21 protein-coding genes are annotated in these 26140 nt (G+C 50.0%); 8 read left to right on the forward strand and 13 right to left on the reverse strand.

The genetic code is table 11. The features are described 5' to 3' along the window. From csm5 to QVE43_RS05880, 6 genes are read right to left on the reverse strand one after another with little or no spacing between them, the layout of a single operon-like run. Positions 1-1677: a type III-A CRISPR-associated RAMP protein Csm5 gene (gene csm5, locus QVE43_RS05855; protein ID WP_288005101.1), complete on the reverse strand. Its 1677-nt coding sequence runs from the start codon at positions 1675-1677 to the stop codon at positions 1-3. 11 nt (positions 1678-1688) lie between these two features. Beyond that, positions 1689-2774 carry a type III-A CRISPR-associated RAMP protein Csm4 gene (gene csm4, locus QVE43_RS05860; protein WP_288005102.1) on the reverse strand — a complete coding sequence of 362 codons (1086 nt, stop codon included), beginning with the start codon at positions 2772-2774 and terminating at the stop codon, positions 1689-1691. Between the two features lie 13 nt (positions 2775-2787). Further along, positions 2788-3573: a type III-A CRISPR-associated RAMP protein Csm3 gene (gene csm3 / locus QVE43_RS05865; protein WP_288005104.1), complete on the reverse strand. Its 786-nt coding sequence runs from the start codon at positions 3571-3573 to the stop codon at positions 2788-2790. 56 nt (positions 3574-3629) lie between these two features. After that, the gene (csm2, locus tag QVE43_RS05870; protein ID WP_288005106.1) at positions 3630-4043 is read right to left on the reverse strand and encodes a type III-A CRISPR-associated protein Csm2; all 414 of its coding nucleotides are present in this window, start codon (positions 4041-4043) and stop codon (positions 3630-3632) included. Between the two features lie 35 nt (positions 4044-4078). Next, positions 4079-6442 (reverse strand): hypothetical protein, encoded by a 2364-nt coding sequence (locus tag QVE43_RS05875; RefSeq protein WP_288005107.1) that lies wholly within the window; start codon positions 6440-6442, stop codon positions 4079-4081. Positions 6443-6495: 53 nt separating this feature from the next. Further along, complete coding sequence (locus QVE43_RS05880) at positions 6496-7221, reverse strand: CRISPR-associated endonuclease Cas6 (protein ID WP_288005108.1); 726 nt, start codon at positions 7219-7221, stop codon at positions 6496-6498. A gap of 69 nt (positions 7222-7290) precedes the next feature. Between QVE43_RS05880 and cas1 the strand changes: the two genes are divergently transcribed. The 3 genes from cas1 to cas2 are packed head-to-tail and all read left to right on the forward strand — an operon-like array spanning position 7291 to position 9782. Beyond that, positions 7291-8274, forward strand: coding sequence for a CRISPR-associated endonuclease Cas1 (gene cas1 / locus QVE43_RS05885; RefSeq protein WP_288005109.1), 984 nt, complete (start codon positions 7291-7293; stop codon positions 8272-8274). Between the two features lie 4 nt (positions 8275-8278). Then, a complete protein-coding gene (locus tag QVE43_RS05890; RefSeq protein ID WP_288005111.1) occupies positions 8279-9295 on the forward strand; it encodes a hypothetical protein in 1017 nt (338 codons plus the stop codon). Further along, complete coding sequence (cas2, locus tag QVE43_RS05895; RefSeq protein ID WP_288005113.1) at positions 9285-9782, forward strand: CRISPR-associated endonuclease Cas2; 498 nt, start codon at positions 9285-9287, stop codon at positions 9780-9782. Before QVE43_RS05890 ends, cas2 begins: the two co-directional genes overlap by 11 nt. 39 nt (positions 9783-9821) lie before the next feature. Here the strand turns inward: cas2 and QVE43_RS05900 are convergent, their stop codons facing one another. Next, positions 9822-11708 (reverse strand): hypothetical protein, encoded by a 1887-nt coding sequence (locus QVE43_RS05900; protein WP_288005115.1) that lies wholly within the window; start codon positions 11706-11708, stop codon positions 9822-9824. Between the two features lie 169 nt (positions 11709-11877). Between QVE43_RS05900 and QVE43_RS05905 the strand changes: the two genes are divergently transcribed. Genes QVE43_RS05905 through QVE43_RS05920 form a run of 4 tightly spaced genes read left to right on the forward strand, consistent with a single transcriptional unit; the run spans position 11878 to position 17942 of the window. Beyond that, positions 11878-14205, forward strand: a complete 2328-nt coding sequence (locus QVE43_RS05905; protein WP_288005117.1) for an Hsp70 family protein — start codon at positions 11878-11880, stop codon at positions 14203-14205. 12 nt (positions 14206-14217) lie between these two features. Then, positions 14218-15114 carry an AAA family ATPase gene (locus QVE43_RS05910; RefSeq protein WP_288005118.1) on the forward strand — a complete coding sequence of 299 codons (897 nt, stop codon included), beginning with the start codon at positions 14218-14220 and terminating at the stop codon, positions 15112-15114. A 37-nt stretch (positions 15115-15151) separates the two neighbouring features. Further along, positions 15152-15763: a 3'-5' exonuclease gene (locus QVE43_RS05915; RefSeq protein WP_288005120.1), complete on the forward strand. Its 612-nt coding sequence runs from the start codon at positions 15152-15154 to the stop codon at positions 15761-15763. A gap of 13 nt (positions 15764-15776) precedes the next feature. Next, positions 15777-17942, forward strand: a complete 2166-nt coding sequence (locus tag QVE43_RS05920; protein ID WP_288005122.1) for a hypothetical protein — start codon at positions 15777-15779, stop codon at positions 17940-17942. Positions 17943-18392: 450 nt separating this feature from the next. On the opposite strand, the gene QVE43_RS05925 is transcribed toward QVE43_RS05920, so the two are convergent. The 6 genes from QVE43_RS05925 to QVE43_RS05950 all read right to left on the reverse strand — a co-directional run bounded on the left by QVE43_RS05925 (position 18393) and on the right by QVE43_RS05950 (position 24843). Further along, positions 18393-18770, reverse strand: a complete 378-nt coding sequence (locus QVE43_RS05925) for a hypothetical protein (protein WP_288005124.1) — start codon at positions 18768-18770, stop codon at positions 18393-18395. An 81-nt stretch (positions 18771-18851) separates the two neighbouring features. Further along, positions 18852-19079, reverse strand: a complete 228-nt coding sequence (locus QVE43_RS05930; RefSeq protein WP_288005126.1) for a hypothetical protein — start codon at positions 19077-19079, stop codon at positions 18852-18854. Positions 19080-19135: 56 nt separating this feature from the next. Then, entirely contained in the window at positions 19136-20458 is a 1323-nt protein-coding gene (locus QVE43_RS05935; RefSeq protein WP_288005128.1) for a TM1812 family CRISPR-associated protein, read from the reverse strand. 157 nt (positions 20459-20615) lie between these two features. Beyond that, positions 20616-21791, reverse strand: coding sequence for an acetyl-CoA C-acyltransferase (locus tag QVE43_RS05940; RefSeq protein WP_211245209.1), 1176 nt, complete (start codon positions 21789-21791; stop codon positions 20616-20618). Between the two features lie 101 nt (positions 21792-21892). Further along, a complete protein-coding gene (locus QVE43_RS05945; RefSeq protein WP_051633028.1) occupies positions 21893-24340 on the reverse strand; it encodes a 3-hydroxyacyl-CoA dehydrogenase/enoyl-CoA hydratase family protein in 2448 nt (815 codons plus the stop codon). 41 nt (positions 24341-24381) lie between these two features. After that, positions 24382-24843 (reverse strand): MarR family winged helix-turn-helix transcriptional regulator, encoded by a 462-nt coding sequence (locus tag QVE43_RS05950; RefSeq protein ID WP_288005132.1) that lies wholly within the window; start codon positions 24841-24843, stop codon positions 24382-24384. A gap of 298 nt (positions 24844-25141) precedes the next feature. On the opposite strand from QVE43_RS05950, the gene mdh reads away from it, so the two are divergent. Then, positions 25142-26083, forward strand: coding sequence for a malate dehydrogenase (gene mdh / locus QVE43_RS05955; protein ID WP_038028859.1), 942 nt, complete (start codon positions 25142-25144; stop codon positions 26081-26083). Positions 26084-26140 lie beyond the last annotated feature (57 nt).

Genomic DNA, 26140 nt, shown 5'->3' on the forward strand with positions numbered 1-26140 from the left:
TTAGTTAATGATTTTTTTAAATCCTACTTGAAGAATTTGTTTTTTCTTCTTCAACTGATTGATGATTACTTCACAATAGGTGCCCTTTTCGAGTGCGCTGCTGTAGCCGGTCATAGGGATAAGCTCGTTGTCATAGTGCTCGTATTGAATGAGCAGGCGCACCTTGTTGGGGCTACCGGGCTCTTCTACCACTGCCGGCACCACTGCGTTCTGTTTTATTTTGCCGGTGAAGACTTCCACTTTGCTTTGGGCTTCTGCTTCCTGCCCGCCCTGCAATGCCAGCGGCTGCAGGTCTATGGTTTCTTCGGGCAGCAACTCAATCCATCCCATGGGGGCATCGGCTTGGGGGGTGCTTAAAATGCGGCGGCTTTTCGGGAAGCGCGCCGTATTCATGTAGCTGCCTTCTGCGGTTACTTTGGGTGGCAAGCCTATTTTATAGTTTTCGAGCAGGTAGATGTAGTCTTTGATGTCTTGCAGTGCCAGAAAGAAGGTGGTGCCATGGAATCCGGTGGCATAGCCTACGTGCAACAGGCAATGCTCTTGCAGCTGTTTGAGAAGGTTTTGATAGGTATTTTTCAAGCCGTTGAACAGCATGGGGTTCGAACGGACATGAGGCTTGAGGGTTTCGAGCCACCGGTAGTCGTGTTCGAGCTGGGCAGCCGAAAAACGGCGAATGGCATTCCACAAATGGGTCAATATTTTTTTACGGGCTGCCTGCAGGCTTTCGGTCGAATGGGGGTCGAAGTTTTGCCAGTCGAAATCGAAGGCATGGCGCATCTTCTTGGCAATGTCTTTCCAGATAATGCCTTCTTTGGTTCGGATTTGGTCGTTGCCGGCATCCCACAGCTTACGCAGGGCAGCCATTGCCGGCAGGTCTATGTCCAAGTCGAAAACAAAGCGGCTGTCTTCGGCAATCACTTCTGCCCAAGGCGCCTGCCCCTGGGTATTGATGCTGCCATCTTTCAAGATGCAAATTTGCACTTTGTTGATGACCAGCCGTGGTGCTTGCCCGGCGGGCATGGCATCGCTCAGGCGCAAGAACTTGAGCACGTCGAACTTTTCGTCTGTATATTTGATGGTTTTATTTTTTTCTACACCTGCATAAAAAGCCGTGTGCTCTATGCCCGCATCTATTTTTTCTTTTTCCGTGCCCTTTTCTTTTGCCTGCCGCAAAGCCCGGCTGATGCTTTCTTCCAAAGCCTTTTTATCGGCACGGCGAGTGAGGTAATCGTAAAAAAGCGCTGTGCGGATGGCGCCTTTTAAAGAGGAAGCGGGGATATAGGGCTGACCGTTGACTTTTTGATGCGCTCTGATTTGCTGCCCGGGATAACCTTCGCTGTGCAGGGGCACGGGCTGCCGCCCCCAGCGTTCAAGACACGCGGCAAATTTTTCTTTTAAAGCCGGATCCTTTTTCTGTAAAAAAGCAGCAAAAGAGCTGTCGTTGCGCAGTTTGTTCTGCTCCCGGTTATGATGGGCGTCTGCCAGTTTTTTGGCGTAGGCATCTACGTGGGCTACGTACTCTTCTACCAAAGCAGGCTCTTGCTCGCTTAAAAAGCGCTGCACGAGTGCTTCGGGCTGAAAATATACCTTTTGATTGTACACAAAATAATCGAAGGGCTGATAGTCATTGTGGGAACCGATATGCACGGGGGTCAATACACGCAGTTCTACTTTCATGGCAATGGACTTTAGTCGGGTTGTGGATAGTAGGCAGGAATGCTCAGGGCAAAGCCATAGTGGTAAAGGTCATGGGGGATATCAACGGGCACTTGGGACTTTGCCAAGATACTCACTTTCGTAAGCTTGCCGTAATAGGGGTTGTCCGGCTTGCCGGGCAGCACACTGCCTTCTTTCAGGCAAGGGACGCCCTGCTTGGTGGCGTTGTACAAAAAGCCGGTTTCGCCTTGTCTTGTTTCCAGCTCATAAGCCGTAAGCGCCGCATGGGCTTGCATGTGGCGTATGTCTTCTTCGGTGGGGCTACACAGGCTCACACTCACTTGCACGTTGGTTTGGGCAGGCAGCTGTAGTTCGAAGGGTTCGGGCTGCTGCACCGTAAATTTGCCCTTGCCTATGCTGCGGTTGCCCCCCAAGCCTATATGCGACATGAAACGCAGGGCGCCCAGCATCATGGCTTCGGTTTCGGGCTCGGCATGGTAGAGGAAATACAGGCCGGCTTCCGGCAGCTGTTCGTTTTTTTTCTTGCCTTGCTTGCGCCGCTTCTGCCCTATCACATATTTTTCCTCGGCATGAAACACCAAGCCGGCACCTGACTCCATTTTGGTGCCACCGGTCAGGCGGTTCACGCCTATGTGCACGCGTTCTTCGGATAAGATACGCACCGAAAGCAAGGATTCGGCATTTTCCATTTCCTGCACTATCTGCAGCAGCGCCCGGCGTTTGTCGCCGGCTGCCAGCAGGCGTTCGAATTGCGACTTGGTCAGCCATTTGAGTTTTTTCAGTTTTTTGCGGCCGGTGGCTTCGGCTTTGCGCTCTTCTAAACTGCGACTTTGCCGGGATGCCGCCGCTTGGGGCAAGAACAAAGGGTTGGGCAAAAAGTATTCGAGCTGTTCGCCGTCCTGCACATAAGGGAAAGCCGAGCTCAGCAGCAAAGGGGGCTGCTTGTCTTGTGTGTAGGCACGCAGGAAAGCTTCGAGACGCTCGTTGCCATACACCGCCCGTATGCCCCAGCAAATCAAGCCCCACAGCGTATCGGACCGCAGGTCGGTACGGAAGGCGCCTTCCGGTCGCAGACGTATCACTTTTAGTGTTGTCATCGAAGCGGTGGTTTTAAGATAGTTGTTCTTTTATGAGGTTGTAAATGTCTTTGGTAGAGAGTGAGCATTGGTCTTTGGTCAGCGGCGCCTGCAATCGCGCAAATTTTTCTTCCGCGCCCTGCTCATAGTCTTCTCTTTTCAAGACGATGGGTTGGGCAAAATGGAACTTCACCTTGCCATAACCACGGCTACCGGACTTGCCCAGGTAGTTGCTTTCCAGCAGCTTGATGGCAATGGTCAGGTTTTTCAGGTCTTCGTCCTTGATGGCATCGAGCGTGTCGCTTTCTTTCATTCGAATGACCGAAAAGACCATTTCGAAGTCGAACATGGAACCGGCTACCACACGCTCAATGAAACGGGGGTTGGCTGCCGAAGTCAAGCGGTTGAGCGTATTTTCCGACTTGTATTCGGTATAGAGCAATTCGCTGTCGAGGGTTTCCCACATTTGCACGGTTTCGGTATCGGGCATGGCGTCGCGCACCACCAGGCGGGTAGGTCCTGTTTCGCTGTCGTCGTCGGCACTTTTACCAAAGATGCGCACAATTTCGGTTGCGGCAGATACTTTGCCCTCTTCGTGCACTACGCCCAGGAAGTACTCCAGCAGGCTGCGCATCTTGCCTTTGATGGAACTGCCGGGTAGGTAAGGGTAGCGTGTGCGGGGGTCGCGAATGACGGGCGAGTCCACGCCACCAATTTCGAGTTTATCTTTCGAGCCACCGATGTGCAAACCGGTCACGGCTTCTATTTTGCCACGCAAAATCACGTTGGCAACAAACTGCGGATATTGGTTATTGCTCATGGTTCAGTTGTATTTTAGGCGGTTACGGGTTTAATACTTTTGTTTTTCAAAACAATTTAGTTGTCTTTTCCACCATAGTATTTGTGGTAAGCCACTACCGACTCCACAAACAAGAAGAAGCGCTCCAAGGCTTGGGTATTGCCGGCTTGCAGGGTTGCCTCTACTACTTCTGTCATCTTTTCGGCAAAAAACTTCACTTTGTTTTGCCTGCCGGCAGCATAGGCGAGCTTGGGCTTGAGCATGAGCACTGCCAGACGCACGCTTTCGTAGCTTTTGCTGCGCGCAAAGTCTGCTTTAATGCGCAGCACGCCACTGAAAAAATTGCGCACTTGGTTGGTTTTTACATCTTTGCTAATGCTCTTGGCCAAGGCTTCGGCGCAGCCGATGATGTCTTCTTCTTGCCATTGGTCAATGGGAGCTTGGGGCAGCTTCACAGACAGTGATTCTTGATTTTCGTGAATTGCACTCATAGTCTTGCTTGTTTGGGGTGATTCATGCTGAGGGGTTAGTTCTTTATCTTGCGGGTTTTAAGCACCACATAGGAAGTGGGCAACACATAGGCACGCAACAGCTCACGCTCCCGGAAAGCCGACAGTATTACCTTTATCACTTCTTTTACCACATCGGCTTCGGCTTTTTCTATGACGTCGTGGGTGTAGCCTTTGCGGGCAAACCAATAGTGCAAGCCGGTCATGTTGCGTTGCAATGCCATCACATTGACCTCGTAGGTGTTTGTAAAAGAAGATTTGATGATTTGCAGGATGCGGTGCACCATCGAGCGACTTAACTTGCCTTCCTTGGCACCGGTCTCTTCTTGTGTGGCGGTATGCTCGAGCAGCGTTTGGGCAAACGACAGCATTTGCGCGTAAAGCTCCCACTTCATCACCACACCAAAGACCGACACCGCATTTTTAACCGCCGCGTCGGAAGCAGACGCACCGAGTGCCGGCTCGCTTTTGGCTGCTTCTTCGGCTTGGGCTGCCAGTTCGGCAAACTTGGGCACGGGGAAGCGGTCATGGCAAAAGAAAATGCCGGCACTGAAAGTCAAATCACGGTTTTCGCAGCAGAAAGAGGCAAAACGCCGGCGCAAGCGGCAGGTAAAATGCAGGATATTGTACCATGAACCTACCACAAAAGCATCATCGCCCCCGGCATACAATACGTACACATCGAACTTTTCTGCCAAGTAATTGATATAATGGCTGAAAAAGAGTGCCAGCTCACGACTCAGGGCAGCCGTATGCAATACCGAGGCTTTCTCGCCCAAACCTATTTCAAAAAGGGCACCGAGGTTGTCCACATCCATACGCAGCACGCCCAAAAGAGGATAAGAGAGCCCCTCGTCTTCGTTATAGCTGCTTTTTGCCAGCTCTTCAAAGCTCAGCGTGCGCACATAGGTTTTGCCCGGCTTGTCTGCCGGTGCCTCTTGTTTGTTTTTGCCAATGGATTCTTCCGTAGCGGGCGCATAGGTACCAAAGAGCTTGCACACATAAGCGCCCCGGTAGTCGGTATCATAGGGAATATAAGCCGTAGGCTTAAGATAATTCAGGTAAATGACCTTGTAAAACTGCTTTTTCTCCCATGCGGGCGGTTTGTTTACGTCTTTGCGCTCGACGGAATAGGGCATAAAATAGCGTATGTCGCTGCCGGTATCCAAACGGAAAAGCGCTTCTTTTTTTAAGGCTTTTGTTTCCTCTTCGCTGAGTACCTCTTTGTTGAAGCGCAGCTCTATGAGCGCATCCAGATAAGGCAGCTCGCTGCCCAACCTTTTTAAAAAACTGTTGTAGCTTCCCAAGTGTGTATTCAGGGGCTGCAGCATGTCGCTCAGGTAAGACAAATGCGCCTGTGCCTTTTTGCGCTGCAGGGCAAAGCCCAGTTGCTGCATCAAGACGCTGAAGTTTTGGTCGAGGTCTTGGCCGGTGGCCGGTTCGGTGGCAGCCAGCAAGAAGGTAGCACTGCCAAACTGCTTCAACAAGCGGTTTACTTCCTGTTCTATGGCATCTATGGACAAGTCGCCGGACAAAGGTGAAGCCAAAAGTAAGAAGTGCCCGCCACCGGCATACAGCAGGTTGGCTGTTTGCAAGTGCAGTTTGTCTATCAGGTAGTCGGCGAAGTAGTCGGTCAGGAAACTCACCAAGAAAGAGCGGGCGCGCAGGTTGCGTGCCGTGCCTTTGCCTTCGCCGGCTTCTTCTTGCGACACTCCATCGTAAATAAATCCTTGAATGCCTTTAAAATCGCCCTTCAGCAATACGTAACGGGCTTCATCGGGTGTGGTGCCTTGTTGTGTGGCAATGACCTGTTTGGCGGCGGCAATACGCACTTCGTCGTAAAGACTAATGAAAGACGCTTGAGTCCGTGCCGGCAGGCGAAGCATGTATTTTTTGCACAGCTCGAACAAGACGGTGGCATAAGCCTGTGCGTCCGTCCAGCGTCCCAACCTTTTCAGCTCACCGGCAAGCGCCCCCACCAACTTTTTATAGTACTGCGGTGCCTGCTGCCCGGCTTCCTGCAGATCCATGGGAAAGTACGGGGCTTCGAGTGCGTCGAGCGCTTCGCCGTCAGGGAAGGGGCAGTTTTGCCCATGCTGTTTTTTAAGCTCCTGCCAGTCTTGAAGCGGCATGGGCACATAGCCCATGGGCTTGGCTATGCTGTCATTGTTGAGCTTCACATGTTCGAAGATGGGCGTCAAACACTTAGCGGTCTTCCATTCGTGCCGCCGGACTTCAAGCGTTTCGGGGGGCTGCAAGCCACAGCCTTTAACGGACTCGCTCAGCAGGGCTTGCGCCTCTTCCGGACTTTTTTCTATGCGCAAGACATCGTAGATGCCCTGCCAAAGAAGATGCAGGTATTCTTTTGAAACAGAAGCCATAGGCGTTGTTTATGTTGTAGGTTATGTAATGAAGGTGCCGGAGCACGCTTGTTCTACTCTTCTTCCTGCCATGAATGTAAAGAATCCATGCCAAGCGTTCCGTTTTCTGCAAGCTTGTAAGCACTCACCACGCCGAAACCCACGCTGGCATGACGTCCAAGACCTATGTAATGCGGCAAAAACACGTTCGAACTGAATATCAGGTCAAATGTATGATAGGCTTGTTTTTTATAGTATCGTTTTTTGGTGCGCTCTATGTTGTGTATTTCCACCTGAATGGGCTGTTCCACGCCCCACTGCACGCCCTTGGCAAAGCTTAGTATATTGCCGGTAAGCATGCGTTCAAGCAGGCGGAAGCGGGCGGCATCGTCCGTGGCGGCATGGTAGTCGTCGTGGTTGTTGCGGTTCAGCCCTACCCAACGCGACAAGCGGTAGGTATAGCGCTTGTCGGCTTCGATACGCAAGGGATGGTAGCGCATCTGTACGCGTGCTATCTTCAACGGCAGTTTGTATCCGTTCAGGTTCACTTCCTCGGGCTGGTGGTCTAAAAAGTGCACAAAGTCTTCGATGCCATGTTCAAGGCACAGCATGGTTACCTGCCCTTTCACCTGCTTGTATTGAATAAGCGGATAGCGGTAAACGAAGCGGTTGTCATCCAAGTGGTGGTGAAAAAGCACACGATCGCGCACATGCGAAGAGAGCGCCGCGCGAAATTCGCGCAACTTGCCGAAAGGTACTTCGCCTTCAAAAAATATTTTACTGACTCTCAGATTTTTCATAAAATAAAGCTCAGGTAACGATGTAGTGCTGCATTGATTTTAGAAACTTTTTTTTTAAAAAGCAAAAAAATGGAAATAATTTTAAACAGCTTCGGTTGCCTGCTCACTGCCAAAAATGGGCAGTTCGTTGTAGAAAACACAGAAGGCAGGCAGCAGATACCACCCGAAGGCATCCGTCAAATTGTACTTATGAAAGGAGCCACCCTCAGCAACGAAGCCGCTCAGCTGGCTGTATCCCACGATATAGATATTGTCTTTTGCGATGCACACGGCATGCCTACTGCCCGCCTCTGGAGTGTGAAGTTTGGCAGCATTTCCACCATCAGGCAAAAGCAAATCAGCTTTGCTTTCAGTCCACTTGCCGTAGAATGGATAAAGAACGTTATTACACAAAAGATTAAGAACCAACAAAGCTTGTTGCAAGCGCTTTGCCACGGCACCCCCGGTTTGCAGCGCGAGCTGCAGGCTGCTTTGCGCAAAAGCAACGACTACCTGAACAAAATAGCCCAACTGCAAGCCTTGTGTGTCAGCGATATAGCTCCGGCATTACGCGGCTGGGAAGGGGCAGCAACCAAAGCCTATTTCAAAGTGCTGTCGCTTTTGTTGCCCGAAGCGTACCGCTTTGAGAGCCGCAGTCAGCACCCTGCCAAGGACCGCTTCAATGCCGTGCTCAACTACGCCTACGGCATGTTATACGGCAAAATAGAGTCTGCACTCATACGCGCCGGCTTGGACCCTTACGTTGGCGTATTTCATAGAGAAAACTACAACCGCCCGGTCCTGGTGTTCGACGTCATCGAGTTGTTTCGTGTGTGGGCCGACTATGTGTGTCTGTATCTTTGCCGCCAACAGGCCTTCATCGATGAGTGTTTCTTGAAGAAAGAAGACGGCAGCTTTTGGCTGGAAGACTTGGGCAGAAGAATTGTGATTCAGAGCATGAATGACTATCTTGAAGAAGTGATTGAGTGGGAAGGGCTGAGCCGCAGCCGCTCACAACACTTGCTCTTATATGCCCGGCGGCTGGCGCAGTATCTTCTCGACGCAGACCTGTGAGCGTATGTCGAAGCCTGTATTATGGAAAGCCGGTGCACAAGCAGCATGGCAGGCGATTCCTTTAGCCCAACTAAGCCATGCGCTTTTGCATCCGCGCAGCGAGTGGCTGCAAGCCATGCGCCCCTTTCAGGAAGGGCAGGTGTTGAGTTATGCCCAAAAAACCAACATGCAGGCTGCCCTACCTTGGTGGATGCCTGCTCTCTTTCACCCTGCCCACCCCAAAAAAGAACACTACCTACTGCAACACTATGTGGTAGCGATGCTTCGCCCTGCCGAAGACACCGACCGGCTGCGGTTATATGAAGCCATTCGGGCAAGCCGGCAACCACCGGTGCTGCTCTATGCCTATCCACCTGCCCATTATTTGGCGCTGGTGTTCCGTTTGGCTTCGCCCATTTCCAATGCCGGGCAAGCTGCCCTTTTGGGCTATGTGCTTGCTTGCGAAACAGCCCGCTCCATAGAACAAGACGAAAGCATTTGTCTGCCGCCGCTTCCGCCCTACCTGCCCTTGCCCTTGATGCCGGGCATGCCCATCCATTATGATGAACAAGCCCCTGCCATATTGCCCGAACACTATTTGCAAGGCATTGACCGGCAGGTTGTAGAGCTCGTGCAGCATTTGAGCCGGCACGAATACAAAAGACAGGCAGTGCCCCCTTCCAAAACCACTGTCCGGCACATCAAGCAGCGCTTGGGCTTGCCGGTGCGCGGGCAACGCAAAAAACGCACCCATATCATGGAACCGCTGCGCAAGGTGCTTCCGTTCATAGAAGAAGAGCTGCGGCAACATGGCATTGAAATAGAAAGCACAGCCGGCATACGCTACGGCATGAAAATCAAAGTACGTGCCGGGCAGCAGCGCCACGCAGCTTTAAATGTGTATTACAGCAATTATGGTTACAGTGTGCTGGGCTCACCACAAAGCAGTCAAAACGAAGGGCTGATGACCGAAGCACGTCGTATCATTGAAGGCATTATTGAGTATTTGAACTACCTCAAACAGCTGGAAGATGAACAATAATGACAAAGACAAAGAACAGGACGAGCGCCCCCCTTCTTTGTCTGAGCTGATAGAGCAGCTGCGGCAGTCCGGGCTTTCGGTTTCGCCCTACGACAGCGAAGCAGACGAAGAAGCCCCCTTATCCGAAAGTCTCGACCAACGCCTTGAAAAGATATTTGACTTTCTTCAAAAACCCACCAAAATATTTAGTATGTTGTTCGTGGTGATGTATGACATACAAGACAACCGCATACGCACTGCCATTGCCCGCTATCTCATAGAACACGGAATGGTGCGCATTCAGAAATCGGTGTATTTGGGCAACCTGCCTCCGCAGACTTACAAGCAAATAAGCGAAGATCTGCAGGCGGTCAATGAAATGTATGAAAACCAAGACAGCATATTGGTGCTTCCGCTTAGCCGTGACGAGCTACGCAGCATGAAAGTCATAGGCAAGGAGTTGCAAATAGACCTCATGCTGGGCAACAACAACACCTTCTTTTTTTAGGACACAAGACGCCCCTATTAGGAGTAGCCCGGCGCGATGTTATTCTTCCTGTAAGCGCTGCAAGTTTTGAAGCACAAACACCCCTTTCCCTTGTATGCCCAGCTTGCCACGCCAGCCGGCAGCCTTCAGGCGTTTTACGAGTGCCTGTGCCACCAGTTGGTCATCAAGAGTGCTTGTGTCCAACCCTTCTATGATAAGCTCGCTCAACAGTATGCCATAATCACGCACCCACAAGCGGGCTTGAATACGCTGCGCCTTCATGAAGGCTAAAAAGTCTTTGAGCAGTTGAAAATTGCCTTCGAGTTTCACCTGCCCTTTTGCCTGCCCCGGCGGCAGCTCTATTTCGCTTATTAAAATCACCTTTTTACCCGGCTTCATTTTCAACGACAACCGGGCTGAACAAGCAGCATTTTCCAGGCGATCTGCCAAAAACAACAATTGACGGGCTTCTTCCTCCAAACTTTGAGGCAGCCACTCTTCTGCTTCCGGCGGAATAGAAAGGTCGTCTACCTGCCACGTAGAACCATACTTCCGAAGCATGCAATGCAAGCGGGCTGCTTCTATACGTAAAAGGAAGTGTCTAATATGCTTTTCAGACTCGGGCAGCTCTACACTTACGGACTCCTGCGGATCCTCCAATATCTTCACATTAGTCAGCTTGAACTTATCAGATGAAATGCATCTTATATGCGCGCTCACACGTGCCCTTTCAAGCAACTGTTGCATCATATAGTACTGTTGGCACACCTTGATTGCTGTGCTTGTAGTATCGGATTCAGTCTTCACGTAGTGCAAAGTAAAGGGCTTGACCGGCATATGGTCATAGTCTATGTCTCTGAGTTGAAAATACGGCCCCTCATAGCCACGACGATACGCGAGCAGCCCTTTGACGCCTGCTGCATCCAGTCGCTTTGCCAAAGCAATGAGCGTTTGCCTTCTTTGGAGCCAGGCAGAGTCGTCCATTTGCCCATACACCGAATCTTTGTCTTTCAAAGACAGCCGCGTCAATTCCAACTCTTGCTCCGAGTGTTTTATTACATTTGCCTCTATTCCTACTTTTTTCAGGCGTTCGTACAGCTCCATCCCCACAAGTATGTGCCACTCCAACAAGACATTCTTTGTAAGTTGCTGCACAGGCAACTTAGGCCTATCCAATAGATAAGTTCTCGAATTTACAATATCGATATTCAGTGGAATCTGCATTTGCTCCATCCGCTGCAATGCCTCAAAAACAGTGGTTATGTTTTCGCTCAGGCTTAAAGCCGATGGATTTTCAGACAGTTCCTGCTCTTCCGGCAGCATTAATTTTACCATAATTCCAGAGCTGTTTAGCAGCTTAACCGTTCCCGGTATGCCGCTTGCCTCCAAGTGTTTAAGGAATGCATACAAGTGCCGTATTTTTTTACCCGGATTCAGGTAGCGCCAAGCCATGTCTTTGACCACATCGTAAGTGGTAGCATCAAAGCCCCGTTTCAGCTCAATATGGTAGGAATACAGGCTCTGCCTTTTTATTCTTATCGGCACTTTTTGCTGTTCCAATCGCTCCGGAACGCTTAAGAAGGTTTGCACATCACTGTGTAGTTGTAGCTTACTTCGGGGATAGTCCGGCACTTTTTCATATCCATCAAAACCTTCGACCTCTTTGTATGTATAAGGCAAACAATGCACATCCTCCAAGGCAAAGCCTCTTGAACGCAAAGAAACTTTTGCTTCAATGCCGATTGTGCGCAGGCGCTCTAAAAGTTCATATTCACTATACAGGTTGGGCGCAAGTTCCACATATTTGCCATATCGCTCCGATGAGTTTTGTTTGCTTGGTATAACCCATAGTTTGCCTCTGCTGCTTTTCACTGTGGCACTCCACCCCAAACGATTTTGCAGCTCTTTTATCAAATCATCTTGTGGTGTAACATATGAACGTGTCATAGAAGCGGTTTTTTGTGGCGTTTTTCTTGAACTTCTTCCAATTTAAAAAACAATGGCTCCACTACAAAGAAACGACAAGCTTGTTTTCCCGGGCAAAGGCTTGTTTTTTCTTTTTACCTTTCTTAGCTTAAACTACGCACTCGCACACTACCCACACAAACCCAAACATATGGCACATTGGCTTTTACCACCGGGCACCTCAATAGAAAAGCACCACCCCTATTACTACGGAATCGATTTGGGCACCACCCATACGTTGGTTGCCCGCATCGACGGGCAACAAGCCATGCACGGCAATGGTACCTTTTCAGTCGATTTCCTGCGTTTCCGCCAATATTCTCCCCTACCCCTCGATGCCCCCGTCGAAGACATTTACCTGACTTCTGCCTTAGCTTTGGATGACCAACTGCGCCCTTATGTGGGGCGAAAGGTGTATCAGCTCAAAGGCAGCCCCGGTTTTGAGCGCTATCGCAACTTATTTTATCATTTCAAGCTGGACTTGGGCATCAGTGCGTCCGTTTTTTACTATCAGCGGGCTGCTCACCCGGACTACAACCACCCCGCCAAGATTGCCGGTAAAATATTGAACTACTGCCGGAAACAAACCCTGCAGAGCGATGTGCCATGGACACAGGTGGTCATAACCGTGCCGGCTTCGTTTCAGCATGCCCAACGCAACGACGTGCTTGCCGCAGCGCAATATGCACGAATCGAAACTGAAGGCAAACGCCTGCTTGCCGATGAACCCAACGCCGCCCTGATAGGCTACTTGAACGAGATGGAACCCGCCCGGCGCCAAGCCCTGATTGCACAAGAAAGTCGCTGGCTTATCATTGACTTTGGGGGCGGCACCTGCGACCTCTCGGTATTGGAAGTACGCCACAGCCCCCACGATGGCTTACTCATACGCAACGTAGCCATTTCGCGCTATCAAGATGTAGGGGGGCAGGACCTCGACCGCCTGCTGGTGGAAAAATACGTGCTCGATCAAATGCCGCTGCCCGCTTCGCCTACCGGTGCGCACCTGCTCGTTGAGGGCCTCTGCGCACTGATGGAAAAGCTTAAAATACGCCTTTCGCAACGCCTGACCGCCACGGCACCGGCTGACGACTGGGCTTCGGTGCTGCCCTGCCTTGACGAACAACAGGAACAACTGCAAGATATTGAACTAAACACCGGCGAAGCAGTTACTTTGAGCCTGACGCTTTCGGCGCGTCAGCTGCGCGAAGCCACCGAACTGCTGTTTACACATGAGCCTTACCATTTTTCCACCATTGAAAAAGAATTGCACACCGTGCCCCTCATGGTAAATGACATTTTAGACAAGGCATCCATGACCAAAGCCCAAATTACGCATGTATTGCTTGCCGGTGGCAGCGTGCAAAACCCCTATTTCGTGGAAGGCGTGCGGCGCCTGTTTCCCAAAAGTCAAGTGATACTGCCACCCACGCCCGACCTGCTGGTAGCCAAAGGGGCTGCGGTGCTTTCTTTCTTCCGTCATGCCATAGGGCGTGAGCTCATACGCCCGGTGCTTTCCGACACAATCGGTGTGCTCACCCGCGAAGGCTTTTACCCTATTGCTGCACAAGGCACCCCGCTGCCTTTAGAAGCACGCGTGGGGGGCTTTCGCCTGCAGTCCAATCTGCAATCGACCATAGACATCCCCCTGTGCCTGCAGGGTGCCTCACACCCCATTGGCAACATACATCTGCGGTTCGACACCCCTCCCTCACTCCAGTCATATATTGAACTGCATACGGTCGTCAATGAAGAAAAAATCATAGAAGTCAGCCTTTACATCGACGGCAACTTTCGCAAAAAAATCAGCGTGGAAGGGCAACGGCATCAAGGCAGTGCCGACGCGCCCTTGCTCGAAGACCTGCAGCAAGCCATCAAGCAAGGCAAAACAGCCGAGCAAAGGCGCATTCTCAAAGAGCTCATGCGCCAATACTTCGATATCGGCAACTACCAACGCTTGGCAGAAGTGGCCGAACATTATTGTGAACTATTCGACGGCACCGACCCCAGTGTGCTCAATTATCTTTACATTGCCTATTGGCACAGAAACTACTTCGATAAAGCCGAACACTTTCTCAAAGAAGCCATCCGCTATGCTCCCAATGCCGAGTATCTGCACCACAATTATTCGCTGGTGATAGAGCGCCGGCAAGGTGCCGAAGCAGCTCTGCATTATCTGGAAAACTTACCCGAAACACTGCGCCAAAAACCTTCGTTGCGTATGCGCCGGGCCTTGCTATTGCACCGGCTCAAAGGCGACGAAGCAGCCCGCCCGCTCATGCAACAACTTGTAGAAGAAGTAAAGAGTGGTAAAATAAAAGTGGGAGGAGGGGCCGACCTTTCGAAAATGCAAAAAATTGCAAAAATTGTAGGTGAAAATCTGAATCTGTCCACCGAATCCGGTGAACAGGGCGCAAAAAATATTGAAGAGAACAACCTGCTGCATGCACCTTCGTTGCCAAGAAAGCACTCAACCTAATTTCCAAAAGACATGATAGATTGGCTGATTCCGTTCGATAGTTTAAATGCTACGCAAAAAAGCATCGTTACCTGCACCCCCTACGAGCAAAACATATACATCGAGGGACCACCGGGCAGTGGCAAAACGCTGGTAGCGCTGCACCGTGTCAACGTGCTGGTAAAAAAATCTTCTTTACGCCCGGCTGTCATCATGTACAACCATTCGCTCTATGGCTTTCTGCTCAAATCGTTCGAAGCCATGGGGCTTAAAAACAATGTTATTATCCATACCAAAGACAAGTTTATCTGGAGCATAGCCCGCAGTCAGGGTATACACTACAGCCGTGGCTACCACGAAGACTACGAAGCCGTTTACAACAGTCTTTTGCGTAGCATACACCTCGGCCGCGTCCCTTATATTGCCGACATCATTGTGCTGGATGAAATTCAGGACTTTCGCCAGCGTGAATGGGAAATTCTGTCACGATGTGGCAAGTACTTCATCGTATTGGGCGATTTCGACCAACGCATTTATGACGGCGATATTAGCCGGGAAACGTTTGTAGGCAGCCGCTCGCCCGAAACGCTCAACAATGCTGCCGACAGTGAGTTTGTGCCGGACGCAGAAGAAAAACAACAGGCATACACCGGCGAGTCCGCTGGGCATATAAGGTTCCGCATGGCACCCTCACAAACACATGCTACGTCTTCGGGCGTTTGGCAAAGGTTAAAGCTCAACAATCCCCATACCATCTCGCTGTTGTTGAACGGCGATTTAGCCAACGATTTTGTGGTAAAGGAAGCGGGCTTGGCTGTGAGTGGCAATTATGCTATCGACTGCGACCCGACCTTTGCCGTGGGCACCCGCCTGCGCATCAAGATGAACAACCTCATGCGCATGTACTGGGAAGTAATACCGGATGCGTAGCCTTTCATTTGAATGAACCGTAAACGAACATGCCGTTATGTCAACACCACCCAAAGATTTCCGCTATTTTCGCCTGAACAAAGTTTATCGCTTCGGGCGCAGTATTGCCCAAACAGCCATGCGCTTTTCGGTAAGCGGCTATGACCTGGAGAGCATGGTCGATCGCAACTCTGACCAAAAGCCATTTATCATCGATACCGGAAGCCAACGCGAAACATTCGAGCGTATCCGCGACATACTGAACATCAACTTGCAGAAACGCCAGCGTATTGCCATTGCTGCCCCTGAACGCCGGCTGTTGGAAGGGCTACACTATTATTTAGGTCCTACGCGCACCTTCTTCTCCACCAAAAACACATCGCTGCGCACCTATAATTTCGACGATGAAAGAAGAGCATTGCTCATTACCACCCACTCACTCAAAGGCTTAGAGTTCGAAACACTCATTGTGTTTGGTTTCAATCAAAGCCTTACGGCTGTGCAGCGCATGCGCGCGGAACAACGCCTCATGCAAAACGTATTTGTAGCCTTGACCCGTGCCAATGAAAACCTGTATCTCATACGGGAACCTGATTGCATTCCCGAATTGCGCGATATAGAAGGTTATACACTCAGCACCGAAGCTTCGCCCGATGAGTTCGACTTCTAAAAAAACAATGACCATGACAACGAGCAAGAAAACAACGGCAACAAAGACGAAAATAAACGCAAGCATCGCCCTAAGTACCCAAGAGCTTTACAACTTTTTGAACAACAAGCTCTGGATCGTATCCGGCGAGCGTCTTCAAAGCACTCCCCCCGAAGCCATTCATAAAATAAAGCTGCAAAGCAAGTTTGTTTATCAAATGGATAACAGCATTTTCTTAATACCACTCAGCAGCGTGGTCTTATTTACGGTAAAAGGCGAAGCCATAGCCGACACTTTGCAGCATATTTTTGGCATTCCGGCCGGCATGATTGACGCTTCGAAAGGCAAAGCCTCCAAAAAAGGGGCTCCGGAAGAAATGCCCCCTGTTTCTTTTCAGGAAGAAAGCAGCCGCCCCTTGCAGCAGTTCCGGCGTTTCAGACGTGCCTTGCTTTATGCTTTTGTGTGGCATTACAAACACGCTGAACTGAAAAAGCAAGACTCAGAGCAATACCTCCAAGAACTTTTCCGGCGCTTGGATGCCGAACATTTGACCCAAATGCCTTTGCTCAACTCACTGGCTACCCTTTTGGCACAAGCCCCTCACCCACCTGCTACTTTTAGCGGCAACTCGCTTGAAGCCAGCTCAGTGCATGTACAGCGCTGGTATTGGTTTGCGCAGTTTCTGCGTGACCAGCTCTTCAATGAAGAAGGCAAGATGGATGAAGCGCATCGTCAGTGGTATTTGCAATTCAAAAGCACGCCCTATCGTATAGAGAAAGACGACATTCCACCGCTTTTTACGCCCTTGTACAAAATCATTCTGGGCTATTTGCTGTTTTTACGTATCTATGATGCTGCCTCGCCCCAAGACGAACGCCGTATTTTTGAACAAGAGCTCCGCCAAGCTTACAGGCGCCTGCCCTACAACGAACTGGAACAAATTTACTTATACGCCCTGTTGTTCAAAGGCTTTTTTGTGCGCCAAGCCGATAACTACTTCATCGCTTCGAGTGGGCGGCACGTGTTTGCCTATCTGGAATATCAAGCTTTGTTGCTGGCACAGCTTACCACACAAGATAAAAGAAAGCAGAAGGCACTTCTTTCAACTGCCATCAAAGAGCTGCTTCGGGCACAACAGGAAGAAAACCTTGCCACTCACTTGCTGGCTTATTATGAAGGGCTAAACCCTTTACTAAAAAAACGGGGGGCCACCTGGCTCAACGAGCTATGGCATACCCTCAATAAAGACAAAGCATGGGAAAACTTAACGGCAGAAGAACGGCAACAGGTGCTTGCTGCGCTCAATCAAAGTTTGCGTAAGCAAAAGCAGGTGCTACTGATACGAAACAATGCTTTAAGCTGGTTTTTCCGGCATTGCTATATAGCTGTGGCATGGAAAAGCCTGCAGGAAAACAGCCTGCTGTTTTACACTCTCCCTCCCAAGAAGTGGCCTATCCCCGAAAAAACCGTAAACTTGCTGCATTTTACAAAAGAGGAAACAAACGATGCCGGCCTTTATGGCGATGTGCAGCTCTCTTATCCTCAAACTGCGAGCATCTACAGCACAAAGACAGGCATAGAACAACTGCAAAACTTAGAGCTGTTTCATTCCAAACGCCTGCAAGCACTGGGCAGCCTGCTGCCCCAAGCCAAAGTATTATTTATTGCCATTGACAACTACCTGCTGAGTCACATTGGGCAGCTATGGCTGGCACATTGGATAGAAGATGTCAAGCCTGAAAAAGTGATTTGCATCAATTTGACCACGGCAAGTCCATGGCAACAGCAAGCAAGCCTTTTTGATACTCCCTCACCGGATACTTCCCAAAGTACTCCGAAACAAAAAAAGAAAGGCAGCACCGGTAAACAGGCACCGCTTACTTCTCTGCCGAGCACACCCGCGCCTTTTGCAGATGAAGACGAAAAGAAACTGCAAAAAGAGATGATTTTGCGCCGGCAACTTCAAAAGCTCCATGGAAAGGAAGTACTGCTTTATCATCTCAATCTGTCGGAAGAGAACTACGAGCTGATTCGTTTGCTTCGCCCATTGCTGAAAAAATACCGGTGGTATGAAAGTGCTCTTATCTACATGGGACACCAGCAGCCTATTCCTTTTAAACTGGCTGACGGTCTGCTACGTGCACAATCGGATTTAATTGTTTACGACGAACAAATGCGGTATATGTTCTATAACCTGTAAGCGCCTTGCAAAAGCGTTTGGCTTGCCGGCACTCTGCTCAGCTCTGTAAGACGCCGTAAGCTTATAGAGCTGAGTCTTTTTCTGCTGTTTTTCTTGCTCCGTTCACTTTCAACCACCTTTTTTCATCTCGCCCTTTCCTTTGTCACCTCGATTCCCTCTTTGTCATTTCGAGCACAAGCGAGAAATCTCTTTTTGGAAAGAAAAGCTTGGCTTGACGAGGCGTCTCACTTCGTTCGACACAACAAAAAAATAAATTTGGTTTAATGAGCTCGAGATTTCTCACCTCACTGCGTTCGGTTCGAAATGACATGCTTCGCTGCGCTCGTTCGAAATGCCAAGTCGCGTGAGATACGAGATGACAGGCTACATCCATGCTGCGCTCGAATGGCAAGCTGTGTCCGCCGGCGTAAGAAGGCCGCCTTCTGCCGGCTTCCGGATGCAAACGAAGTCTCAGTAGTAATCCCGGAAACGCACAAACTCGAAACGGATTTCTTTGCGATTGTCAGTCAGCTGCTGCACCATACGGCGGCTGGTAGCCACCACACAGCGTATGCCGGCGGCCTCGAGGCGTTTCGCCAGCTGGTAGCAAAAGGTAAATTCGCCGGCAAGGTGGACTGCCGATGGCTGCCGCTGTACAAGCTGCCGTGCTGTTTCTTCCGCCAAGCGGCTCACTTCCTCTATACTCCAGTGCGGCGGAATTTCCGGGAAAGGCATATCTTCCACTTCGCCAAATTCCTTGATGGCGGCTTGTTTTTGCGCTTCGCCCCAACCTGCAAAAGGATGGTTGCTCAGGTTAATTAAATACTTTTTAGACACTTGCTCATTCATAAACAGACGTTTGTTTTCTTATTAAGAACTAAAAAAACAAGGGCAGGGCATGCTACTTGCCTCTGCCCTCGATACACCCGTTTAGCAAAGTCGCTTGACCAAATCTTTTAAGTTGTCAAACTCAGGCAAGAGCTCATCCAATTCGTCCATACTCTCTTGTAAGCTATCTGCCAACCGTGAGTTTTCCAACCCTTCCGGTAAATTCATCAGTTTCTCTTCTTCTTCATCATACAATTCTTGAATAATGCTTTCACAATGGGAAAGCAAATCCACTACTTTTTTTAATCTTCTTCTTCCGTCCCTATTCATAATATATGCAGTTTTGTTTTTGTTATTTATATCCGCTTTTTATCAATAATTTACTTTTAGTTTTGTAAATACACGAGCAAAAACTGCTTGGCACCCTCTAACAGAGTCTTGAAGTTGTCGCGTATTTTGCTATCTTTTGCAGGATTTTCGCGCATACCGGCGTGTTGTACGTCATTGCGCAGCGTCGCTAATTTTTCAACAAAAAACCGGACCAAGTCCTCGTTTTGTAGTTCATCCCACTCAAGCATTTCTTTCACCAGTTCCGGACGGCTCGCCTTCCACTCCCCTTCCGGAATGTCATTGTGTTGTATGCTGAATGCACTCGACAAGATGGTCCGCAATTCTTTGTTTTTATAGTCTTTTTCATGCGCCGCCAATATGACTGACAGCAGGTGTTCGCACAAGATGTTGATTCCAATGGCATACCACTCATACCGCAAGCACCAATCCAACACGACCCACGCATTGTTTAAGCTGTTTTCCTGCAAACCGTCAATCAGTTTTTTGAGCTCTTCGAGCAAGGGGCGCAAAGGGGGCAATACGCCCTGATTGCTAACGACTTGATCCAATGCTTTTTTGGCTTTGTCTGCCCCTTTCATGGCATAAACCTCCTGCAAACGCACAAAACGCACCGTAGCAAAGGCTTTTTCTATGAATTTATTCACCTCACGCAGAGCGGCAGCATCCGGGTCTTTGCCTTTGGTTCGTGCCAATACAGGCCTGATTTCGTTTTCGGTAAGCGCCACCAACAGCTCCGGATTACCATACTGCATCAAGACACGCACCGCTGTTGCCCACTCTTGCAAGGCATTCAACACCAGCAGGTCGATCATCTCTGCCTTTCGCTCCTCCTCTTTCATCTGCCTCACATTGTTTGGCGCCCCCAGTGCTTCAAAGGCTCCATAGTAAATGCCTTCTATTGCTACGTTTTGCAAAGATTTCAGGTAGTTGAGCGAGGTAATGGAAAGCAAAGGCAAGGAACGGAAGGCATGGGTCACATCCATGATGATGCGGGCTCCGGGTTCCACCGCTTGGATAAAGGCTTCAAAAATATCCAGCAGCTGATCGCGGCTAAAGCCATCGGGCACATCCACTTCCTTTATCTTCGATTCGTCATATCCCATATTTTGCAGGCGTTCTTTCAGCTTGCCTTCTCCTTCCCAGTTTCTGCTGCGCGCCATGCCGGTCAAGAAAATCACGATTTTATCGACTTCATTTGCTTTGGCTTCCAACACTGCCTCTTGGGTATATTTCACCAAGGAAGAACAGAACTCCGCTTCACTGCCCTTGTTGAACACATAATGGCAGGGCACATAATCGCTCGTGCCCAAAAAAGAGAGGAAGTACAAAGGGGTTTGTATTTTTCCGGGTGCCTTCATCTTTTTTAATTGTTTTTAGTTGGTACTCAAAGATGAAAGAAAATAATAAAGCCTACCTGTTCTTACAAGCTTGCAAACGGCAAAAAATCAGCTAAAGCAAAAAAACGGCAGCCGGTGAAGACTGCCGTTTCCGGAAATATCAAAAGGTTCACGGGCACTAATTCAACAACTCATAAATGCCGGCAACCCCTTGCCCACCGCCCACACAGGCAGTAACCATACCATATTTTTGTTTGCGACGACGCATCTCGTTCAAGAGCTGCACGGTCAATTTGGCACCGGTGCAACCCAAGGGGTGTCCCAAAGCAATGGCACCACCATTGACGTTCACAATGTCGGGGTTCAGGTCCAATGCCCGGATAACAGCCAAAGACTGAGCGGCAAAGGCTTCGTTCAGCTCTATTTGCTCAATATCGCTTAGCTTCAGTCCTGCTTTTTCCAATGCTTTGGGTACGGCAGCCACCGGACCAATCCCCATGATGCGGGGCTCTACGCCTGCGGCGGCATACGACACCATGCGCGCAATGGGTTTCAAGCCCAGCTCATTCACCATCTTTTCAGACATTACCAGCACAAAAGCAGCGCCATCAGATGTTTGCGAAGAGTTGCCGGCCGTTACACAACCATCGGCAGCAAACACGGGGCGCAGTTTTGCCAAAGCTTCCAGATTGGTGTCTTTGCGCGGTCCTTCGTCGGTATCTACCACCCAGCTGCGTTTTTGTTTTTTGCCGTTCTCGTCCACAAAGGTCTCTTCTACCTCTACGGGCACGATTTCATCTTTGAACAAACCGTTTTCAATGGCTTTTATCGCTTTTTGGTGCGACTCATAAGAGAAGCGGTCTTGGTCTTCGCGCGAAATGTTGTAGTCTTTGGCTACTTGCTCGGCGGTTAGCCCCATGCTCAAATAGTAGTCGGCATGCGCCGAAGCCACTTCATAGTTCAAGGCGGTTTTCCAGCCCATCATAGGCACCAAAGACATAGACTCTGCCCCGCCGGCCACGATGCAGTCGGCTTGTCCGGAATGGATGCGCTGGGCTGCCAGTGCAATAGCTTCCAGCCCGGAACCACAATAGCGGTTCAATACGAAGCCGGGCACATCAATAGGCAAGGACAAGAGCGAAATCATACGCCCCATTTGCATGCCTTGTTCGGCTTCGGGAATAGCACACCCTACAATTACATCGTCGATGCGCTTGGGGTCAAGGGCAGGCACCGAGCCTACCAAGTGTTTGATGACCTTGGCTGCCAGGTCATCGGGGCGCATGAAGCGGAACCCGCCTTTTTTGGCTTTACCTACAGCGGTACGATAGCCTGCTACAATATATGCGTTCATAATTGTTTGCTTTTTGGTTTTGAAAACTTTTAAAAATAAGTCTTTGTAAAAGGTGCGGCCATGTGGTACCGGCTCCACACCGCCGCCCTACGGGTATCGGTTTAGTTGCGTATGGGTCTGCCGGTAGTCAAAACTGCCTGAATACGCTCCAGTGTCTTCTTCTCACCACACAACGACAAGAAAGCTTCACGCTCCAGGTCGAGCAGGTACTGCTCCGATACCAACTGCGGGCTCGACAGGTCGCCACCGCAAAGCACATATCCCAGCTTATCTACCACTTTTTTGTCGTGGTCAGAGATGTAGTGCCCACGCCACATGCCATGCAAGCCGGCTTTAATCAGAGCCAAGCCGGTGCGTCCTTGCACCTTAATATCTTTGCGGCGGATAGGCTGTACATAACCGCGGTCTGCCAGCTCTATCACCTTGGCTTTGGCATCGCCTATCAGATGCGCACGGCTGGTGGTGATGGCATCCGAGGGGCGCAAATAGCCCAGGTCGTAAGCTTCTACTGCCGAAGTAGATACCTTCGCCATGGCTATGTTCATCAGGGTGTTTTGCAAGCGGTTCAGTTCCACGTCGCCTTCTTGCAGAGAATCAGACAAGCGCAGCGCCATTTCTTTGGTGCCCCCGCCGGCAGGAATCAAGCCGACGCCCACTTCTACCAAGCCCATGTAGGTCTCGGCATGTGCTTGCACGTGGTCAGCATGCAAGTTCAGCTCGCAGCCGCCGCCCAAAGTCAAGCCAAAGGGGGTGCTTACTACCGGTATGGCCGAATAGCGCAGACGCATCATGGTATTTTGGAACTGGGCAATCATCATGTTGATTTCGTCCCAGTCTTGCTCCACGGCATACATGAACAACATAGCCAGGTTGGCACCTGCCGAGAAGTTGTCGCCACGGGCAGTAATCACCAAGCCACGGGCTTCTTTTTCGGCACGTTCCACGGCATAATTCAACCCTTGAATGATTTCGGCACCGATGGCATTCATCTTTGTGTGCATCTCCAGGCAATACACCCCATCGCCAATATCGTAGAGCGTGGTGCCCGGGTTGTTCCAAATGATATTGCTGCTGTAGTTTTCGAGAATAATGAAGTTCTCGGTACCCGGAATCGGCTGGTAAGACTTGCTGTTGACGTCGTAATAAAGCTTGCGACCACCTTCTACTTTATAGAATGAGGTGAAGCCTGCTGCCAGCATGTCTTTTACCCACTGGGCTACCGTCAGTCCTTGCGCTTCGATGAGCTTCACACCTTCCTCTACTCCTATGGCATCCCAAGTGGCAAAGGGACCCATCTTCCACCCGAAGCCGGCACAAACGGCATCGTCTATTTTGTAAAGCTCGTCGGCAATTTCGGGAATACGATGCGACACATAGGCAAACAAGCTGGCGAAAGTTTTGCGGTAGAACTCGCCGGCTTTGTCTTTACCATTCACCAATACTTTGAAGCGCTTGGCGAGGTCGTCTATAGCTTTGGTGGCATCCAAGGTTTCGAACTTCACTTTTTCTTGCGGACGGTAGTCCAAGGTAGCAAAGTCGAGCGCTAAGATTTCTTTTCCTTTGTCTGTTTTTACTTTCTTATAGAAGCCTTGTCCGCTCTTTTCGCCCAGCCATCCTTTTTCTTGCAAAGCCTTCAGCACTTTGGGCAGCTTGAAGGACTCGCGGCGCTCGTCGTGCGGCACAGCCTCATACAAGTTACTGGCTACCAAAATCATGGTATCCAAGCCCACAACATCCAACGTACGGAAAGTAGCCGACTTGGGGCGTCCCAACACCGGACCTGTCAGCTTATCTACTTCTTCTACCTTCAAGCCCATTTCTTCAATAATATGCAGGGCATCCATAATGGCGAACACACCCACACGGTTGGCAATGAAGGCAGGCGTATCTTTACACAACACGGTGGTTTTGCCCAAGAAGCGGCGACCGTAGTCCATCAGGAACTCCACTACTTCCGGCTTGGTACGGTCAGTAGGAATAATTTCCAAGAGGGGCAAATAGCGCGGCGGGTTGAAGAAGTGCGTGCCGCAGAAGTGCGCTGCAAAGTCATCGCTGCGCCCTTCCAACATCAGGTGGATAGGAATACCCGAAGTGTTTGAAGTCACCAAGGTGCCGGGCTTGCGGTATTTTTCTACCTGCTCGAACACCTTTTTCTTAATGTCCAAGCGCTCTACCACTACTTCTATCACCCAGTCGCAATCGGCAATTTTTGCCATATCGTCTTCCATATTGCCCAAGGTGATGCGCTCGGCATATTTTTTTGCATACAAGGGGGCAGGTTTCGATTGTACCGCTTTTTGGAAGAGCTCGGTTACCTGTCGGTTGCGCACCACTTTGTCTTGCAGGGTCAAGCCCTTTGCCTTCTCGGCTTCGGTCAATTCACGGGGTACAATATCCAGCAACAATACTTCTACTCCTATATTCGCGAAATGGCAAGCGATGCCACTGCCCATCACTCCGGCGCCCAATACGGCTACCTTACGAATGCGGCGGCGCTCAGAAGGGCGCAGCCAAGTGGCTTGTTTGCTTTTTTCTAAGGCTGTTTCCATAGTTTTATTTTGTTTTTGTGAAAAGACAAGTTGAAATTTTTTTATGATGATTGAATCGAAAATTCATCGACGACCTGCATAACGGTACGAATCACTTCAAAGAAAACCTGCAGCTTTTCGGCAGGCACGCGTTCCCGTACCGCAAAATTGAACTGACGCACCACACGGCGGGCTACCTCTTTCTTCTCCCGCCCTTTGGGTGTCAAACATATGCGCACATAACGGCGATCCACTTCGTCTTGCTTACGCATAATCAAACCGTCGTCTTCCATTTTTTTGAGTGTGCGCGTAATGCTACGGGCTTCCAAACCGAACAGCGGCGCTATTTTGGTGGCAGGCGTTCCCTCCTCTTCGTCTATGTTCAGCAATATGTAGCCTATAGAAGTGGTAATGCCGTATTTCACCGCCTCGGCATTATACATGCGTGCTATGGCATGCCATGCCGTCTTGATGTTGTAGTCGATGGTTTCTTCCCGGGGTAATTTCACCTTTGTATCAATCATAGCCCAAATTTAATAAATTATTATGCTTGCATACTAAATTTTATCCCAAAAAATATCAGAATAAGTATAGGATATAGGCAAACTTACACAAATTTTATTGTTTGGAAGGCGGCAAACAAGTATGAAAAGTATTTAAAAACAGACTTTTGTTTTAATGGACGGCAGCAGGAAAAGGCGAAACCGGCATGGCAATAAAAAAGGTATCTTTTGACGGCGGTCACGGGGCAGATAACAGGATTTTACTAAATTTACCACATCAACCTTTGGTTCATGTCTTACAATTAAAATTCACGTTCCTATGAAAGTAACAGTTATAGGTGCCGGAAACGTAGGTGCTACCTGCGCCGACGTATTGGCTTACCGCGAAATCGCCAACGAGGTAGTACTTCTGGACATTAAAGAAGGGGTAGCCGAAGGCAAAGCCCTGGATATCTGGCAAAAAGCGCCTATTACCCTCTACGACACCCGCACCATAGGTGTAACCAATGACTATAGCCGTACTGCCAATTCAGATGTGGTAGTCATCACTTCGGGCATGCCGCGCAAGCCGGGCATGAGCCGCGATGACCTCATCGAGGTGAACGCCAAGATTGTAAGCAGCGTTACCGAGAATGTCATTAAGCATTCGCCCAACGCCATCATCATTGTGGTATCGAACCCGCTGGATGTCATGACCTATGCGGCTCATGTAACCTCTAAATTTCCCCGCACACGTGTAATTGGCATGGCCGGCATTCTTGACACCGCCCGCTACCGTGCTTTCCTGGCCGATGCCCTGAACTGCTCGCCCAAAGACATCCAAGCGTTGCTGATGGGTGGTCATGGCGATACCATGGTGCCCCTGCCTCGCTACACTACCGTAGCCGGTATTCCCGTTACCGAATTGCTCGACAAAGAGACCATCGACGCCATCGTGCAGCGCACCATCCATGGTGGTGGCGAATTGGTGAAACTCATGGGCACTTCGGCATGGTATGCCCCGGGTGCTGCGGCTGCTCAGATGGTAGAAGCCATTGCCCGCGACCAACGCCGTATTTTCCCCTGCTGCGTGAAGCTGGAAGGCGAGTATGGCATCGACAACTGCTATTTGGGTGTACCTGTGATGCTGGGTAAAAACGGCGTAGAAAAAATCATCGAAGTAAGCCTCAACGAAGAAGAGAAAAAACTGCTCGACATCTCGCGCCAGAAAGTATCGGAAGTAATGGCTGTGTATGACCGCATTGCCGGTGTCAAGCAGTAATGCTTAAGCACGCCTTGATTGAAAGAAGGGGGTACCGTGCACGGTACCCCCTTTTGT

Origin of the sequence: Thermonema sp. (assembly GCF_026003375.1) — a bacterium.
Taxonomy (GTDB): domain Bacteria; phylum Bacteroidota; class Bacteroidia; order Cytophagales; family Thermonemataceae; genus Thermonema; species Thermonema rossianum.

Excerpts from the sequence above, each read along its gene's own strand:
- csm5 (WP_288005101.1), bottom strand. The coding sequence starts at position 1,677 with ATGAAAGTAGAACTGCGTGTATTGACCCCCGTGCATATCGGTTCCCAC.
- csm4 (WP_288005102.1), bottom strand. The coding sequence starts at position 2,774 with ATGACAACACTAAAAGTGATACGTCTGCGACCGGAAGGCGCCTTCCGT.
- csm3 (WP_288005104.1), bottom strand. The coding sequence starts at position 3,573 with ATGAGCAATAACCAATATCCGCAGTTTGTTGCCAACGTGATTTTGCGT.
- csm2 (WP_288005106.1), bottom strand. The coding sequence starts at position 4,043 with ATGAGTGCAATTCACGAAAATCAAGAATCACTGTCTGTGAAGCTGCCC.
- QVE43_RS05875 (WP_288005107.1), bottom strand. The coding sequence starts at position 6,442 with ATGGCTTCTGTTTCAAAAGAATACCTGCATCTTCTTTGGCAGGGCATC.
- QVE43_RS05880 (WP_288005108.1), bottom strand. The coding sequence starts at position 7,221 with ATGAAAAATCTGAGAGTCAGTAAAATATTTTTTGAAGGCGAAGTACCT.
- cas1 (WP_288005109.1), top strand. The coding sequence starts at position 7,291 with ATGGAAATAATTTTAAACAGCTTCGGTTGCCTGCTCACTGCCAAAAAT.
- QVE43_RS05890 (WP_288005111.1), top strand. The coding sequence starts at position 8,279 with ATGTCGAAGCCTGTATTATGGAAAGCCGGTGCACAAGCAGCATGGCAG.
- cas2 (WP_288005113.1), top strand. The coding sequence starts at position 9,285 with ATGAACAATAATGACAAAGACAAAGAACAGGACGAGCGCCCCCCTTCT.
- QVE43_RS05900 (WP_288005115.1), bottom strand. The coding sequence starts at position 11,708 with ATGACACGTTCATATGTTACACCACAAGATGATTTGATAAAAGAGCTG.
- QVE43_RS05905 (WP_288005117.1), top strand. The coding sequence starts at position 11,878 with ATGGCACATTGGCTTTTACCACCGGGCACCTCAATAGAAAAGCACCAC.
- QVE43_RS05910 (WP_288005118.1), top strand. The coding sequence starts at position 14,218 with ATGATAGATTGGCTGATTCCGTTCGATAGTTTAAATGCTACGCAAAAA.
- QVE43_RS05915 (WP_288005120.1), top strand. The coding sequence starts at position 15,152 with ATGTCAACACCACCCAAAGATTTCCGCTATTTTCGCCTGAACAAAGTT.
- QVE43_RS05920 (WP_288005122.1), top strand. The coding sequence starts at position 15,777 with ATGACAACGAGCAAGAAAACAACGGCAACAAAGACGAAAATAAACGCA.
- QVE43_RS05925 (WP_288005124.1), bottom strand. The coding sequence starts at position 18,770 with ATGAATGAGCAAGTGTCTAAAAAGTATTTAATTAACCTGAGCAACCAT.
- QVE43_RS05930 (WP_288005126.1), bottom strand. The coding sequence starts at position 19,079 with ATGAATAGGGACGGAAGAAGAAGATTAAAAAAAGTAGTGGATTTGCTT.
- QVE43_RS05935 (WP_288005128.1), bottom strand. The coding sequence starts at position 20,458 with ATGAAGGCACCCGGAAAAATACAAACCCCTTTGTACTTCCTCTCTTTT.
- QVE43_RS05940 (WP_211245209.1), bottom strand. The coding sequence starts at position 21,791 with ATGAACGCATATATTGTAGCAGGCTATCGTACCGCTGTAGGTAAAGCC.
- QVE43_RS05945 (WP_051633028.1), bottom strand. The coding sequence starts at position 24,340 with ATGGAAACAGCCTTAGAAAAAAGCAAACAAGCCACTTGGCTGCGCCCT.
- QVE43_RS05950 (WP_288005132.1), bottom strand. The coding sequence starts at position 24,843 with ATGATTGATACAAAGGTGAAATTACCCCGGGAAGAAACCATCGACTAC.
- mdh (WP_038028859.1), top strand. The coding sequence starts at position 25,142 with ATGAAAGTAACAGTTATAGGTGCCGGAAACGTAGGTGCTACCTGCGCC.